This window comes from Arthrobacter sp. JCM 19049 (assembly GCF_001310435.1).
Genome location: NZ_BAXF01000029.1, coordinates 1 through 13,638, shown reverse-complemented (window position 1 = coordinate 13,638; position 13,638 = coordinate 1). Strand labels below are relative to the sequence as shown.

Sequence of the window (13,638 nt, the reverse complement as noted above, 5' to 3'; positions counted from 1 at the left end):
GTGGCCGGCTCGGCCACCTGGAGACCCTGGCCTCGGGCCGCTCGGTGGCGGCACGCTACTACGAGATGACCGGTTCTCCGCTGACCGCCCAGCAGGTGGCCCAAGCCGCCCGGCAGGGCGATGGCGCGGCGCAACAAATTTTCCAGGAGGCCGGCGAGGGCCTGGCCCAGGCGGCCTGGTGGTTTCCGGGCTGCTGGATCTGTCCGCCTTCGTGATCGGTGGCGGGCTGGCGCGTTCCTGGGATCTGCTGGAACCGGTTATCGGCGCCACACTCGAGGAGATCCCGCCCATTTCCGGGCATCCGGTGAAGATCCTGCAGCGAGCTAGGCAGTGAGGCGGTCGCCATCGGCGCGGCCCTGTTCCCGGCGCAGGCCGAGAGCGTGGCCGCCTAGCAAGCGGCAGCATGTCAGTGGCGGCGACTCCTCCCTCATCGGGACGCAGTCGCCGCCACTTTTGTGTTTCGGCGGGTTTGCCTACACCGCTGGTGAGCTTCCAGCCGTACCCGGCCGGGTCGCTAAAGCCGGCATGCCATTGGCCGTCCTGCTGGTGCGGTTCCAGAACGTTCCCGGCTCCTGCGGCTCGTGCCGTGTCCAGCAGTGCCTGCAGTGCGTCCCGGGACGCCGCATGATGGCAGAGTACCAGGCACCGTCATGGCCCTTGCCCTCGTCGTTGGCCCCGACGTCCTTGGCCAGCCCCTTGCGCGGCAGCAGCCCCAGCCGGAAACCGCCCTCGGTGAGCTGGAAGTCAATGAACTTGTCCCCGTAATCGTGGCGGGTAAGCATTCCCAGCTGTTGGTAGAAGGTGGCGGTCTGCTGGGGCTGCTCAATCCCCAGCAGGACCAGCAGCTCATTCGGCTTGGGCGAGGCCTGCCCGGTGGCGGAGTTCTTCTTGGTGGCCGCGGAGACTTTCCAGATCGCTCCCTGCGGGGCGTGGAAGGAGGCGGAGTAGTCCCGAAGAACTGTTTCTTGGCCGGTTTGATCATCCGTGCCCCCTGCTGGTGCGCCGCGCCCAGCAGCTGGTCCACATCGGTGGGCTGCTGGAGAATGGCACCGAGGACATACCCGTCAAAGGTCGGGCTTGCCGGGGGTGTTTCCTCCCCCGGGACAATGTGCAGCTGACCCTTGCCGTGGATATTCAGCGGTGTATCGGCGGCATCCGTGGCATTGGCGTCATTGAGCGCGAAGGCTTGGCGGTAAAAGGAGTGGCTGGCGACAGGGTCGGAGGATCTGAGCCGAACCATATCCAGGCGAAGCGGCATTTTGGTTCCTTGTCGAAGTTCGGCGGCTTTCGGTGACGCTGGGGCACCTACGCCTGGTTGATGCGGATGAGGTTGCCTGCCGGATCACGGAAGGCGCAGTCCCGCACCCCGTAGTCCTGATCCATGGGTTCCTGGACCACGTCGGCGCCCGCGGCCTCGAGCCGTGCGAACAGCCCTTCAAGGTCATCGCTGGAAAGGGTCAGCGCCGTATAGGCGCCCTTGGCGATCAGCTGCAGGATGGTAGCGCGTTCTTCCTCGTTGATGCCCGGGTCCACTGCCGGCGGATGCAGCACGATGGAGGTTTCCGGCTGGCCCACCGGACCAACCGTAATCCAGCGCATGTCCTGGTATCCGACATCCTTGCGGACCTCGAATCCCAGGGCATCGCGGTAGAACCCAAGGGCGGCTTCGCCGTCGGTGTGCGGCAGGAATGCGTAATTGATTTTGATGTCCATGCCTAAAAGCTACCAGCGCTATTTCGCGGCGGCTTCTTGATTCCTGACCGGTCTGATGACCTGCCGTGACTGGCAGGGAGGGATCCCCGGGCTGCTGGGCGAATGCTCATGCCGGTACACGCTGGGCGCAACTCCCACCAGCTCGGTGAAGCGGGTGCTAAATGTCCCCAATGAGGAAAAGCCCACCATGAAGCAGGCGTCGGTGACGCTGACATCTCCGCGGCGCAGCAGGGTCATCGCACGTTCGATTCGCCGAGTCATCAAATACGAGTATGGGGACTCGCCATAGATGCGCCGGAACTCCCGGCTCAGGTGGCCGCTGGAGATATGCGCGTCGCGCGCCAACGCCTCAAGATTCAGTGGCTGGGCGTACTCCCGGTCGATCCGGTCGCGTACCCGGCGGATCAGCACGATGCTTTGGAGTTTGTGCCCTTCGGCTTTCGAGGCGCCCATGCCGCTATTCTTTCAGGTCCTGTTGAAGGGGTTTCTGTGACAAGGCAGCGTCTAGAGCGTGAGGCGCTGAATGATGACCGGAAACATCATCAGGAAGGAAATCAGCGATATCGCCGCAACCGCGTACCCGATAAAAAGTGCGGAGCGGGCCAGCAGCACTCCCCTGCCCGGGGTGGTCTTCAGCTGATGCAGGGCCACGTGGCCTGCACCGACAGCGAAGATCGCCACGGTCGCCAGGTCGAAGAACCAAAGGGCGAAAACGCTCAGAAGTGCGATGACGAATGCAAAAACAGAAATCTTGTTCAACGGCTGCGACCGGATGGATTCGGTGGTTTGTACTGCGCTCATCGCATTGACCTCCACAGTCATCGTCAACTTTGAGCGTACCCCACACAGGAGCAGCGCCGGATCGCCGTACGCAACATAAGGTAGGAAACAGTACCCCGCCGCAGTCCAAGAAACCGGGCAGGAATTTCAAAGTCGAAGGCTCATTCCGGTTTTGCATCGCCCTATGCTCAGGGGCCGGCCGGTTTGCGCGCTTCGAGCCGTCTGCTGACGGTTGCCGGGTCTATGCGGTGGCGGTCGCCTGAGGTCTTCCCATTGTCAGGCCTAGAGCAATCCACGCGAGAACCGGAACAGCGGCGATGACAGCGGTGGCGCCAAAGGGAAGTATCGAGTTCGAGGTCAGAACAAACGCGGTGCCCATGACGGAGAAAGTACTGGCCATAATCCCTAGGACAGGGACGACAAGTTGAGCATCCCGCCCGGATTCCGACGTGGCCGCAATCCCCACGGCCAGCATCGCCGCCGCTGCCAACAGGGGGACGATGGTCAGTCCGTTCGCTCCGGTAAAGATCGAACCGGTAGCCAAGCAGGCCGCAACGAAGACCTTGAGACGAGAAGACATTCCGAACATTGCAGTTTCCGGCATGGATTCAACCCTTCGTTGCTGGCTGGAGCCTGCCGTGCAGGAAAACCACCGCTCCAGCCATGGAAGTACGTGCCAACCACGATAACCAGCTTGGCTCGCTTTAGCGAACGCTGAGCGTCGGCCCGATGCTTTCCTCTACTGTCCTCGCGGCCGGGTGGAAGTTAGCTCTGTGCCTCAGCCTGCTAGTCGAAGAAATCCTCGTCCACTTCAACGACGTCGTATGTCTGCTTTACTTGAACACCGACCCGGTACTTAATCATCAAGGAAACCAGTCTCTTCCCGTCTATCAGGATGACCCGCGACTGGATCCCGGATGCGTAGTCACGAGCGTGCTGGGTAAATGTGCTGGTGGTGATGAAGACTCCGCGGCTCGCGCCAAATCCGTGCAGTGCACCGATGAATGCCTGGATTGTTTCGCGCCCGACGCTGTTGCCTTCCTTGTACCGCTTTGCCTGGACGTAGATTCGTTCCAGGCCCAAGGCGTCCTGGTCAATGACGCCATCGACTCCCCCGTCACCGGTACCGCCTATACGTCGCCCACGCTGCTCGGCCCCACCATAGCCCATGGCCAGCAACAGCTTGACGACGGCCTCTTCAAAGAAATCGGGGTGGCTGTCGCGTAAGCGCGTCAGCAGGAGAGTCGCCACGTCTTCAGTAATCCGATTGATCCCCGACTCGATCTGTTCAATGGGGTCTTCTGCAATTTGTTCGAGCGTAGCTTCTGTTTTGGGAATAACAGCTTTCTTCTCTTCTGACCAAAAGGGCTCGAAGATTCTGTTAGCTTCCGAGAACGAAGTCAGACCACGTGGATGCTCAGCCGCCCACCGACGTCCTGCCTCTGTGATTTTGTAATTAGCTCGTGAAGGTCTATCAATCCAACCTGCTTTGAGCAGGTGGGTGATTGCCCAACCTAAACGTTGCTCTGCCCGCAGACCACCCGAATTGAGTGTTTCCTCGCGAGCCGTTACCGAGAGTTCCGCCGCATCGATGCATCGCCGGATCAGTTCTCTCCTATGTAGTGTGCTGCCGTCGTCGAGTACCAGCAGCACGTGTAAAACAAACTTGGGCCAAATCGGTACTTCAGATTGTTCTTGCTCTGGAACTACTTCACTCATTGGCATCCTTGAAATACAGAAATGACAGTCTCGATACTGGTCTATCACAGTATCGAGAAAGCGAGATACCACTAGTCAGTCGTACTCGTGCGCGACAAGCGCCCACTGCAAACTTCAGACCAGCAGCATGTTGAAAGACAGAAATCCCCGACACCGCAATGAGCTCATCCGACTTTCGTCGACTTGCCCACGGCAGCGCCGGGGATTTCAAATTTGCGAGGGGGTGCTACTTACGCAGACCCAGACGCTCGATCAGCGAGCGGTAGCGCTCGATGTTGGTGTTCTTCAGGTAGCCGAGCATACGACGACGACGACCGACCAGAGCCATCAGACCACGGCGGGTGTGGTGATCGTGCTTGTGCTGCTTCAGGTGCTCGGTCAGGTCCGAGATCCGGCGCGACATCACAGCGATCTGCACCTCGGGCGAACCGGTGTCGCCTTCGTGGGTGGCGTAAGCCTTGATGATTTCCTGCTTGACTGCGGCATCCAGTGCCATACAAACTCCTAGAGTTGGACCGCGCTTACAAGGTAGTGCTCCGGGGTTTGACTCCCAGTGCGAAGCCTACGCAACCGCGGACTGCAGCGTAGGCCAGCGTTAATGCTATCACCGACCCCGGCGTTTTCGCGCCCTCCAGGCATGGGTGAGATATGGCACGTCGACCCACGTCTTTCCTCGAAATTAGGCAAAACCTAAACTGTCGGGTACCACGTCTACCGTGAGGTGTATGTCAAGTAGACATCTAGTGACCGGTGAAAGGAGGGGACGAAATGAGAGTCAACGCTTACCACTCGACGAATTTGTCGGATCCAGACGTACATCACGTATACAGTGATTGCCCGACGGGGAAGCAGATTCCGGAACGTAACAAGCGCCAGGGCACGAATGGCTGGCCAAAGTGCAAGCAATGCGCTTCGAAGTAGGACCAAACGGCTGCGGCGGCCAAAGGTTTCGCACTTTCCGGCCTCCGCAGCCCCACTTTACTTTCTCCTGCGCGAGATCTTTCGCGCCCTCCAGGCATGGGTGAGATATGGCACGTCGACCCGTTCGGCAGCGTCATGGCCAAGGTGCTCGCACCAGTACCAACGCAAGTTGGACTCAACCTTGTTTCTGGTTGCTTCGTTCGCGCGGCGGTAGTAGCTGCGCGAACGGGTCAGTTCAATGACCTCCTGAAGCGTTAGTGCTATGGACCAGTGCCAGATCCCTGATTCAGGGGCCGCGAACTGGGGTCCGAAGGGCGGAATGAGTTCCGGTCGGTGAACGTCCCCGGCATGCATGATCCGGGTCAGCCGGTGCACCCAGGGCACCGAGACATCCAGCTGGTTCCACAGCAACACCAGCCTGCCCTCTTCGCGAAGCAACCGGGCCGCCTCGGCGCTGGCCTGCTCGGGATCAACCCAGTGCCAGGCTTGGGCGTAGCTGACCACGTCCACGCTGGACTCGGCAAGCCCGGTCTGCTCCCCCGGCGCGAGGACGGTATGCGCACAGGGCAAACGGGAAACGAGAACATCGAGCATGTCCTGGGAAGGATCAACGGCCCACACCTCGACACCCCGCGAGGCCAGCTGTTCGGTAAAGATCCCCGAGCCGCACCCGATGTCGGCCACCTGTTTGACCGGCCCCTCCAGGGTGAAGTCCAGTGCGGCCTGCGGGTACGGGGGTCGGATCCGGTCATAGCTCTTGGCGCCATGCTGGTAGGCGGCGGCCATCGCGGCCCGCTTCTGCTCCGGCAGGATGAAGGCGCGCTGCGGCAGCGAGGGAATCTCAGCCATGATCCGTCAAAGCCCGTGCCCGGTTACGCCTGCTGGGAGAGCACAGAGCGGGCCTGCTCGACGTCTTCGTTCATCTGCTCGATCAGGGCCTCGATGCCCCGGTAGGCGACCATCGGGCGCAGGTGCTTGACGAATTCCACCACGATTTGCTGGCCGTAGAGGTCAAAGTCCCCGAAGTCCTCGGAAGGCCGGTCAATGACGTGGGCCTCGACCACTCGCGAAACGCCGTCGAAGGTCGGGTTGGAGCCCACGGAAATCGCGGCCGGCCAACGCATGTCGGCCTCATCCACGAGCCATCCGGCGTAGACGCCGTCGGCCGGATGATGCCGCTGGCGTCGCTGGAAAGGTTGGCGGTCGGGAAACCCAGTTCGCGTCCGCGCTTGGCGCCGTGAACCACCTCCCCGCGCATCCGGTGGGGGCGGCCCAGGATCTCGGCGGCGCCTCAACGTTGCCGGCGGATAGTTCCTCACGTACCCAGGTGGATGACAGGCGGCGCTTGTCCCCCACGTCCTGCACGCCGATGACGTCGAAACCGTACTTTTCGCCCAGCTCGCACATGTACGCGAAGTCCCCGGCATTGTCCTTGCCGAAGCGCACGTCGTGGCCCACCACCACGGCAACGGCACCGAGCTTGTCCACGAACACCTCACGCACAAAGTCCTCGGCGGAGTTCTGCGCGAACTGCAGGGTGTAGTGGATCATCAGGACCGCGTCCAACCCCACGGCATCCAGGGTGTCGATGCGGTCGGCCAGGCCCATGATCAGTTCGGGCGCCGATTCGGGACGGTGCACCAGGGCCGGATGCGGGTCGAAGGTGATCGCGACCGACTTGGCGTCCCGCTGCTTGGCCTGCTGGACCACGCGGTCCAGCACCTGGCAGTGCCCGAGGTGAACCCCGTCAAAGTTGCCAATGGTCACCACCGTGGGACCGACAGCTGCCGGAACCGCTTCAAGACCCTTCCAATAGTGCACGTTGCTCCTTAGGTGTGGTGGAGGGCAGCAAACCTGCCCAAGCAATTCTTACATGTCTGTTAGGCGCGGCGCTCATCGCGGTTGCGGTACAGCCACCACAGGCCCACGAACGGCAGAACCAGCGGGACGTAACCGTATCCCTTGCCGAAGAAGCTCCACACCGAATCGTGGCCGAAAAGCTCGGGGTGGGTGAAGGACAGGATGCCCACCACCAGCACGCCCACCAGTTCGAAGGACACCGCGTAGAGGGCGGTGAACCACGCCTTCGGCTTGGAGGAGGCCAGGGTCACGGTGGCCAGGATGTACACCAGCCCGGAAATCAGTGACAGGGTGTAAGCCACCGGTGCCTCGGAGAAGTCCCGGAAGAACATTTGGTACAGCGCCCGGATCGTTGCCGAGAGTGCCAGCACGCCGTACACCGCGATGATGATTCGACCCAGGCCCGTGGATCGTGCCGGCTTGGGCGCGCGCTGCTCGCCCTTGCGTGCCGCTGCGGCGTCGACGATGCGCGAGTTGCGCGCCTTTTCACTCATACCAATGCTCCTGCATCCCAAATCTGTTCCATGCGGAACAACATGACGAAAACTATTAGCCCGTTGGCGGTTAGTACCGCGTTGGCCCAGCGGCTCTTGTCGCTGACGGCCCAGAAGAAGGCAATCGGCGGAATCAGCAGGGCGGTGATCAGATAGCCCCAGAATTCCCAGACTTCCCCGGTGATCGGCTGTCCGCCCAGCTGGCGGATCGCGGCGGAGATGCCATAAACCACCAGGAAGACTTCGGTCAGTGCCGTGGCGATCAACGCGTAGTCATCCGGGTAGGTGCGGATGATGGTGGCGACCAGGCCCAGCAGCACGGCCAGGCCACAAATGATGGCGCCGGCAATAAAGAAGCCGTCAACGATGATCACAGGCCTGTGCCCTTTCGATACTTGTGCAGGTGTCGTGCTTTTCTCCACCGGTGTTCCCCCACCGGCCGCACACCGCTATTTGGCGGTGAAGACCAGCTGGGTGCGCGCCTTGGCTCCCTGGTCCTTGAGCAACGCCACGAGGGTGCCGTTCGGGGCGAAGGCCGCCACGATCTCGTCCTTCGTAACGTCCATGACGCTGCCGGAGGCGGCGATCGTGCGGCCGAAGGACAGCTCCACGGCCTCATCCACGCTCACGGTCCGGTTCGGGAAGAGTGCTGCGGCCGCCTCGTCCAGGGGCAGCATCTCGAATTCCTCTGCCAGTTCGGCCAGCCGCTTGGTCTGGGAAATCTTGTAGGGGCCGACCTCGGTGCGGCGCAGGGCAGTGAGGTGTCCCCCAACGTTCAGGGCCTCCCCCACGTCGCGGGCCAGGGCGCGGATGTAGGTGCCGGAGGAGCAGGATACGATCACGTCCACATCGATGATCTTCCCGCCGTGTTCGCGGCGCACCTCGAGGATGTCGAAGCGGCTGATCGTGACGGGACGGGCCTTCAGCTCCACCTGCTGGCCTTCGCGCACGCGAGCGTAGGAACGCTTGCCGTCCACCTTGATGGCGGAAACCTGGCTGGGCACCTGTTCGATGTCCCCGCGCAGCTTGGACACCTCGCGTTCGATGTCTTCCTCTGTGACCGCCGCGGCGATGCGCTCGGAGAGGATCTCGCCTTCGGCGTCATCGGTGACGGTGGACTGCCCCAGCCGAATTGTCGCCGTGTAGGTCTTGTCATGGCCCACGATGTAGGTCAGCAGACGAGTCGCCTTGTTCACGCCGACCACCAGGACGCCGGTGGCCATGGGATCCAGGGTGCCGGCGTGGCCTACTTTTCGGGTGCCGGCCAGCCGCCTCACGCGGGCGACGACATCATGGGAGGTCATTGCTTGGTCCTTGTCGACCAGCACCAGACCTGATGCTTGCGTTTCCTGGGGCTGTCCGGCTTTACTCACGCCCTCCAGTATAGGCGTGGTATCAACTATTTAGCCTGTCCTTATCATCAAGGGTGAGCGGTGACACAGAGTTGGACAACTGGTGCAGCGCAAAAAGCAGGAGCTTGGACCTGCCGTCATCTGCCGATACCGAATGGAGGCTTCCGGCGGCAAACAACAGCTGAAAACCGAAACTCTCATGCAGCTTGATCGAGGCCGTGTTGTTCTCGTTCGTGAAGTAGTAGACGACGTCGGCGCGAGGGGCGATCCAGGCAAGGCGTGCCGCTGTCAGCGCCTGGCCCACCCCGTGTCTGCGCCACCGCGGGTCGATGACAATCCCGCCCAGGTAATGCCCTGCCGGCGCGGCACGGTCCGGCTCAGCATGCCAATGGGTCTTGGCAACGCCAATGACGGTATCGTCCTGCGTGGCCACGAGACTGACCCGTGATGCGGTCTTCCGCAGTGCTTCGCGGCCCCAGCCGGCCTGTCCGCTGCGTTGGCACAGCCTCGCCACCCCCGCCTCGTCTTCGGGCCGCGCGCGGCGGATCCGGTACCCTGCAGATGGCTCGCTCATGGTGTCCAGCCTAGGCTCCAACCGTCTGCTGGTGCGGACAGCAGTCCATCCGCTACCCGCTTTCGGCCCATGAAGTACGTGCTTTCCACGGTTGCCATTGACCGCGCGCACAGCAGTTCATAAAGTCGTGGCTACTCGTGACGGCACATGTCGCCACCGTTGAGCACGGTGTAGCTGGGGCACCGAGCGCATCCCGTTTCCACGGTGTCACTCGCAAACGTTCCCCATCGCTCACTGCCTTCAGTTCTTGCTACGAAACGCTCCCTCTCCTCCGCGATCAGCCTGCCACCTTTTCTAGCGATGCCCCGGGAACCATGCGGACCAACTGCAGCTGCTGCGGTCCTTTTGGAGCGCGGCACCCTTTGACGAGGAATCATCATGAAGCTTCGACACATAGCGGCCGGGGCCGCCGCGTCCGCATTGGCGGTCACGCTCAGCCTTGCCCCCGCCCAGGCACATCAGAAAGACCACCACCGGCCGCCCACCGGGATCAGCAACGTCAAGACCGTCGCCACCAATCTCGTCGGCCCACTGCGGATCGCTTTTGGAGACCATGGCTCGATTCTTGTTGCGCAGTCCATGTCCGGGCAGCTGACCTCCATCAGCGCCCACGGCAAGAAGCGGACCCTGGTCAACGCTTCGGGCCGGGAAATCGCCGGGGTCTCCTACGCCCGGCACACCGCCTACTATTTCGACAATCCGGTCGGCAGTGACCAGGCACCGCCAAGCCCCAAGGACCCGGCGTTGCTCAAGTCCATTGACCACCGGGGCAAGGTGCGCACCATCGCGGACCTGGCGGCCTTCGAGCGCAAGCACGACCCGGACGGCAAGACCGTGTACGGGGTACGCAAGGTCTCCAAGGCCTGCCTGGCCCAGGCACCGGCGCTGCGTTCCAAGGGCGAGGTCTACTCCCACCCCTACTCCAGCGCGCCGGTGCGCAGCGGCGTGTACGTTGGGGACGCCGGGGCCAACGCGATCCTGCACGTGGACCGCCGCGGCAAGACCCGGCTGGTCAAGGCCCTGCCGGCCGAGCCCATCAAGATCACCGAAACCGTGCGCCAGCTGGCCTCGGAGTCCGGAATCCAGATCCCGGACTGCATGCTGGGCCTGACCTACTGGGCCCAGCCGGTACCCACCGACATCACGGTGAAGGGCAACTGGATGTACTACACGGTGCTTCCCGGCGCCCCGGGTGAGTCCCTGGCCACCGGCAAGGTCTACAAGATGAACCTGCACACCAAGAAGACCTACACGGTGGCCAGCGGCCTGAACGCACCGACCGGTGTGGCCGTGGATCACCGTGGCGCGGTGTACGTCTCCGAACTGTTCGGCGGCGGGGTGGCCAAGGTGGTGCGGGGCAAGGCGGTGACCGTGCTGCCGGCGGCAATGTCCGCGGACGTGGAGGTCTCCGGGCACCAGCTGATCGCCAGCACCGATGCACTGGGCACGGAGGGGAAGGTGGTGCGCGCCCGGGTGCGGTAACCACTGCCCCTGCCGCAAGCGGGAACAGCGGTTCGGCCACAACAAGGGATCCCCAGGGCGGTAGGCTCGCATTGAGCCTGCCACCCTGGGGATCCTTGTGGCATCCGCCGCGGCGGATGAGCGGTTTGATGGTCGAGGACTACTCCTCGTCCTCCTCCGACTCCTTCTTGTACGGGTCCTCGCCGCCGGCGAAGGTCTTGCCTTCACGCAGCGCGGCCAGTTCGGCGTCCTTCTCGCGGGCTTGGCCAGCAGCTCCTCCAGGTGCGAGGCGCTTTCCGGGATCTCATCGGGCACGAACTCGACGGTCGGGGTCAACCGGATGGTCAGGTTGCGGCCCAGTTCCTTGCGCAGCGCACCGGTCTTCTGCACCAACAGCTCCGCGACCTCGGCCTTCAGTTCGGCTTCCCCGAGCACCGTGTAGTACACGGTGGCGTGCTGCAGGTCGTTGGTGACCCGGGCGTCGGTGACGGTCACGTTGTCGATCCGCTCGTCCTTGATGACATTGCGCAGCGACTGCGCCATGAGCACCTTCACGCGCTGGGCCAGGCGGGCGGCACGGGCTGAGTCAGCCATCTTCTTACTCCTTCACGGTTCAAGCCCCAGCAGCGGTCCCAGTTTGCCCTGGCAGCCCTGCTGCGGCTTCAAGCTTCAGTTTCCCAAGCGGTGGTTCCCCCAGCTTAGGTCCGGGCGGCCTGGTTTTGCCAAGCGCCACGGCCCGAGTTGGCTGCGGATTACCAGCCTGAAAGGCGCGTGGGCGCACACCGGAACGCTGCTCCGGTGCGCGCCCACGCAGATTGCCTGACGCGGTCTTAGTCGCGCGGCTTCTCTCGCATCTCGAAGGTCTCGATGAGGTCGCCTTCCTTGATGTCGTTGAACGAGCCCAGGCCGATACCGCACTCGAAGCCCTCGCGGACCTCGGTGACATCGTCCTTCTCGCGACGCAGCGAATCGATCGACAGGTTCTCGGCGATGACGTTGCCATCACGCACCAGGCGCGCCTTGCTGTTGCGCTTGATGGTGCCCGAACGGATGATCGAACCGGCGATGTTGCCGAACTTCGAGGAGCGGAACACCTGGCGGACTTCCGCGGTGCCCAGTGCGACCTCTTCGTAGATCGGCTTGAGCATGCCCTTCAGGGCGGACTCGATGTCGTCGATCGCGGCGTAGATGACCGAGTAGAAGCGCATGTCCACGCCTTCCTTGTCGGCCATCTCGGTGACGCGCTCGGCCGGGCGGACGTTGAAGCCGATGATGATCGCGTTGTCCACGGTCGCCAGGTTCACGTCGTTCTGGGTGATGGCACCCACGCCACGGTGGATGACGCGCAGCTGCACCTCGTCGCCCACGTCGATCTTCATCAGCGAGTCTTCCAGGGCCTCCACGGCACCGGAGACGTCGCCCTTGAGGATCAGGTTCAGGGTGTCGATCTTGCCCTCGGCCACGGCCTGGTCGAAGTCCTCCAGGGTGATGCGCTTGCGACGCTTGGCCAGCTGGGCGTTGCGCTCGGCAGCCTCACGCTTGTCCGCGATCTGGCGGGCGGTGCGCTCATCCTCGGTGACCAGGAAGCTGTCGCCGGCGCGCGGGACGCTGGACAGGCCCAACACCTGGACCGGACGTGACGGCAGGGCCACGTCCAGGTTCTCACCGTTCTCGTTGAACATGGCACGCACACGTCCGTGCGCGGTGCCGGCCACGATGGTGTCGCCCACGCACAGGGTGCCGGACTGCACCAGGACGGTGGCCACGGCGCCGCGACCCTTGTCCAGGTTCGCTTCGATGGCCACACCGCGGGCGGACTTGTCCGGGTTCGCCTGCAGTTCCAGGCTGGCGTCGGCGGTGAGCAGCAGGCGTCCAGCAGGTCGTCGATGCCCAGCTTCTGCAGCGCCGAGACCTTCACGAACATGGTCTCGCCGCCGTATTCCTCGGGCACCAGGCCGTACTCGGTGAGCTGGCCCATGACCTTGTCCGGGTTCGCCTCGGGCTTGTCAACCTTGTTGACCGCCACGATGATCGGCACCCCGGCCGACTGGGCGTGGTTCAGCGCCTCCACGGTCTGCGGCATGACGCCGTCGTCCGCGGCCACCACCAGCACGGCCAGGTCGGTGACCTTGGCACCACGGGCACGCATGGCGGTGAACGCCTCGTGGCCCGGGGTGTCGATGAAGGTCATCGGACGTTCGCGGCCCTCGTGCTCGTGCACGATCTGGTACGCACCGATGTGCTGGGTGATGCCGCCGTGCTCGCCCTCGATCACGTTGGACTTGCGGATGGCATCGAGCAGACGGGTCTTACCGTGGTCGACGTGGCCCATGATGGTCACCACCGGGGCACGCTCTTCGAGCATGTCCTCGGTTTCGGCTTCCAGCTCGGCATCCAGGTCCAGCCCGAAGCCTTCGAGCAGTTCGCGGTCCTCGTCCTCCGGGGAGACCACCAGCACCTTGTAGCCCAGCTCCTCGCCGAGCACCTCGAAGGTGGCCTCATCCAGCGACTGGGTCGCGGTGGCCATTTCGCCCAGGTGGAACAGCACGGTGACCAGGGCTGCCGGGTTCGCGCCGATCTTGTCGGCGAAATCGGTGATGGTCGCACCGCGGCGCAGCCGGATCTCGGTCGAACCCAGGGACGTTCCACGACCCGGCCGATGCCCAGGATCGCGGCCTCCGGGTAGTTGATGATCGCCGCGGAGCCATCCACGTTGAACACCACGTAGTTGTTGATGGTGAAGGTGCTGCCGGACAGGTCCGAC

General features: G+C 63.2%; 16 protein-coding genes and 4 pseudogenes. 4 read left to right on the top strand and 16 right to left on the bottom strand.

The genetic code is table 11. The features are described from left to right. Together JCM19049_RS02940 and JCM19049_RS18270 are read left to right on the top strand one after the other, a co-directional pair. A partial coding sequence (locus JCM19049_RS02940) for an ROK family protein (RefSeq protein WP_279402343.1) occupies positions 1-215 on the top strand: 215 nt, incomplete at its 5' end. Next, positions 212-334: a hypothetical protein gene (locus JCM19049_RS18270; RefSeq protein ID WP_279402342.1), complete on the top strand. Its 123-nt coding sequence runs from the start codon at positions 212-214 to the stop codon at positions 332-334. The genes JCM19049_RS02940 and JCM19049_RS18270, both read left to right, overlap by 4 nt. Positions 335-473: 139 nt before the next feature. Here JCM19049_RS18270 and JCM19049_RS02935 read toward each other — a convergent pair whose 3' ends face one another. After that, positions 474-782: a hypothetical protein gene (locus tag JCM19049_RS02935; RefSeq protein ID WP_054820753.1), complete on the bottom strand. Its 309-nt coding sequence runs from the start codon at positions 780-782 to the stop codon at positions 474-476. A gap of 215 nt (positions 783-997) precedes the next feature. On the opposite strand from JCM19049_RS02935, the gene JCM19049_RS02930 reads away from it, so the two are divergent. After that, positions 998-1,294 (top strand): hypothetical protein, encoded by a 297-nt coding sequence (locus JCM19049_RS02930; protein ID WP_054820752.1) that lies wholly within the window; start codon positions 998-1,000, stop codon positions 1,292-1,294. A gap of 11 nt (positions 1,295-1,305) precedes the next feature. On the opposite strand, the gene JCM19049_RS02925 is transcribed toward JCM19049_RS02930, so the two are convergent. The 12 genes and pseudogenes from JCM19049_RS02925 to JCM19049_RS02870 all read right to left on the bottom strand — a co-directional run bounded on the left by JCM19049_RS02925 (position 1,306) and on the right by JCM19049_RS02870 (position 9,413). After that, the gene (locus tag JCM19049_RS02925; protein ID WP_054820751.1) at positions 1,306-1,713 is read right to left on the bottom strand and encodes a VOC family protein; all 408 of its coding nucleotides are present in this window, start codon (positions 1,711-1,713) and stop codon (positions 1,306-1,308) included. A gap of 18 nt (positions 1,714-1,731) precedes the next feature. Continuing rightward, positions 1,732-2,166 (bottom strand): helix-turn-helix transcriptional regulator, encoded by a 435-nt coding sequence (locus JCM19049_RS02920; protein ID WP_054820750.1) that lies wholly within the window; start codon positions 2,164-2,166, stop codon positions 1,732-1,734. Positions 2,167-2,217: 51 nt separating this feature from the next. After that, entirely contained in the window at positions 2,218-2,535 is a 318-nt protein-coding gene (locus JCM19049_RS02915) for a hypothetical protein (RefSeq protein WP_279402341.1), read from the bottom strand. Between the two features lie 199 nt (positions 2,536-2,734). Continuing rightward, positions 2,735-3,097: a hypothetical protein gene (locus JCM19049_RS02910; RefSeq protein ID WP_279402340.1), complete on the bottom strand. Its 363-nt coding sequence runs from the start codon at positions 3,095-3,097 to the stop codon at positions 2,735-2,737. Between the two features lie 182 nt (positions 3,098-3,279). Then, positions 3,280-4,212 (bottom strand): restriction endonuclease, encoded by a 933-nt coding sequence (locus JCM19049_RS02905; RefSeq protein WP_054820747.1) that lies wholly within the window; start codon positions 4,210-4,212, stop codon positions 3,280-3,282. Positions 4,213-4,438: 226 nt separating this feature from the next. Next, positions 4,439-4,708, bottom strand: coding sequence for a 30S ribosomal protein S15 (gene rpsO, locus JCM19049_RS02900; protein WP_054820746.1), 270 nt, complete (start codon positions 4,706-4,708; stop codon positions 4,439-4,441). A 482-nt stretch (positions 4,709-5,190) separates the two neighbouring features. After that, a complete protein-coding gene (locus tag JCM19049_RS02895; protein WP_054820745.1) occupies positions 5,191-5,982 on the bottom strand; it encodes a class I SAM-dependent methyltransferase in 792 nt (263 codons plus the stop codon). 23 nt (positions 5,983-6,005) lie between these two features. After that, positions 6,006-6,954 (bottom strand): annotated as a pseudogene (locus JCM19049_RS02890) (bifunctional riboflavin kinase/FAD synthetase). Between the two features lie 59 nt (positions 6,955-7,013). Beyond that, a complete protein-coding gene (locus JCM19049_RS02885) occupies positions 7,014-7,487 on the bottom strand; it encodes a hypothetical protein (protein WP_171021084.1) in 474 nt (157 codons plus the stop codon). Continuing rightward, positions 7,484-7,861 (bottom strand): hypothetical protein, encoded by a 378-nt coding sequence (locus tag JCM19049_RS02880; protein WP_246049763.1) that lies wholly within the window; start codon positions 7,859-7,861, stop codon positions 7,484-7,486. The genes JCM19049_RS02885 and JCM19049_RS02880 overlap by 4 nt, the downstream gene beginning before the upstream one ends. A gap of 75 nt (positions 7,862-7,936) precedes the next feature. Beyond that, positions 7,937-8,860, bottom strand: coding sequence for a tRNA pseudouridine(55) synthase TruB (truB, locus tag JCM19049_RS02875; protein ID WP_279402339.1), 924 nt, complete (start codon positions 8,858-8,860; stop codon positions 7,937-7,939). A 22-nt stretch (positions 8,861-8,882) separates the two neighbouring features. Next, positions 8,883-9,413, bottom strand: coding sequence for a GNAT family N-acetyltransferase (locus tag JCM19049_RS02870; protein WP_279402338.1), 531 nt, complete (start codon positions 9,411-9,413; stop codon positions 8,883-8,885). 378 nt (positions 9,414-9,791) lie between these two features. Between JCM19049_RS02870 and JCM19049_RS02860 the strand changes: the two genes are divergently transcribed. Next, entirely contained in the window at positions 9,792-10,895 is a 1,104-nt protein-coding gene (locus JCM19049_RS02860) for a ScyD/ScyE family protein (RefSeq protein WP_279402337.1), read from the top strand. 139 nt (positions 10,896-11,034) lie between these two features. On the opposite strand, the pseudogene rbfA reads toward JCM19049_RS02860, so the two are convergent. The 3 pseudogenes from rbfA to JCM19049_RS18250 all read right to left on the bottom strand — a co-directional run. Then, positions 11,035-11,468: pseudogene (gene rbfA, locus JCM19049_RS18265) on the bottom strand (30S ribosome-binding factor RbfA). A gap of 236 nt (positions 11,469-11,704) precedes the next feature. Then, a pseudogene (gene infB / locus JCM19049_RS22115) lies at positions 11,705-13,509 on the bottom strand (translation initiation factor IF-2); the annotation flags it as partial. Further along, a pseudogene (locus JCM19049_RS18250) lies at positions 13,506-13,638 on the bottom strand (2-oxo acid dehydrogenase subunit E2); the annotation flags it as partial. The pseudogenes infB and JCM19049_RS18250, both read right to left, overlap by 4 nt.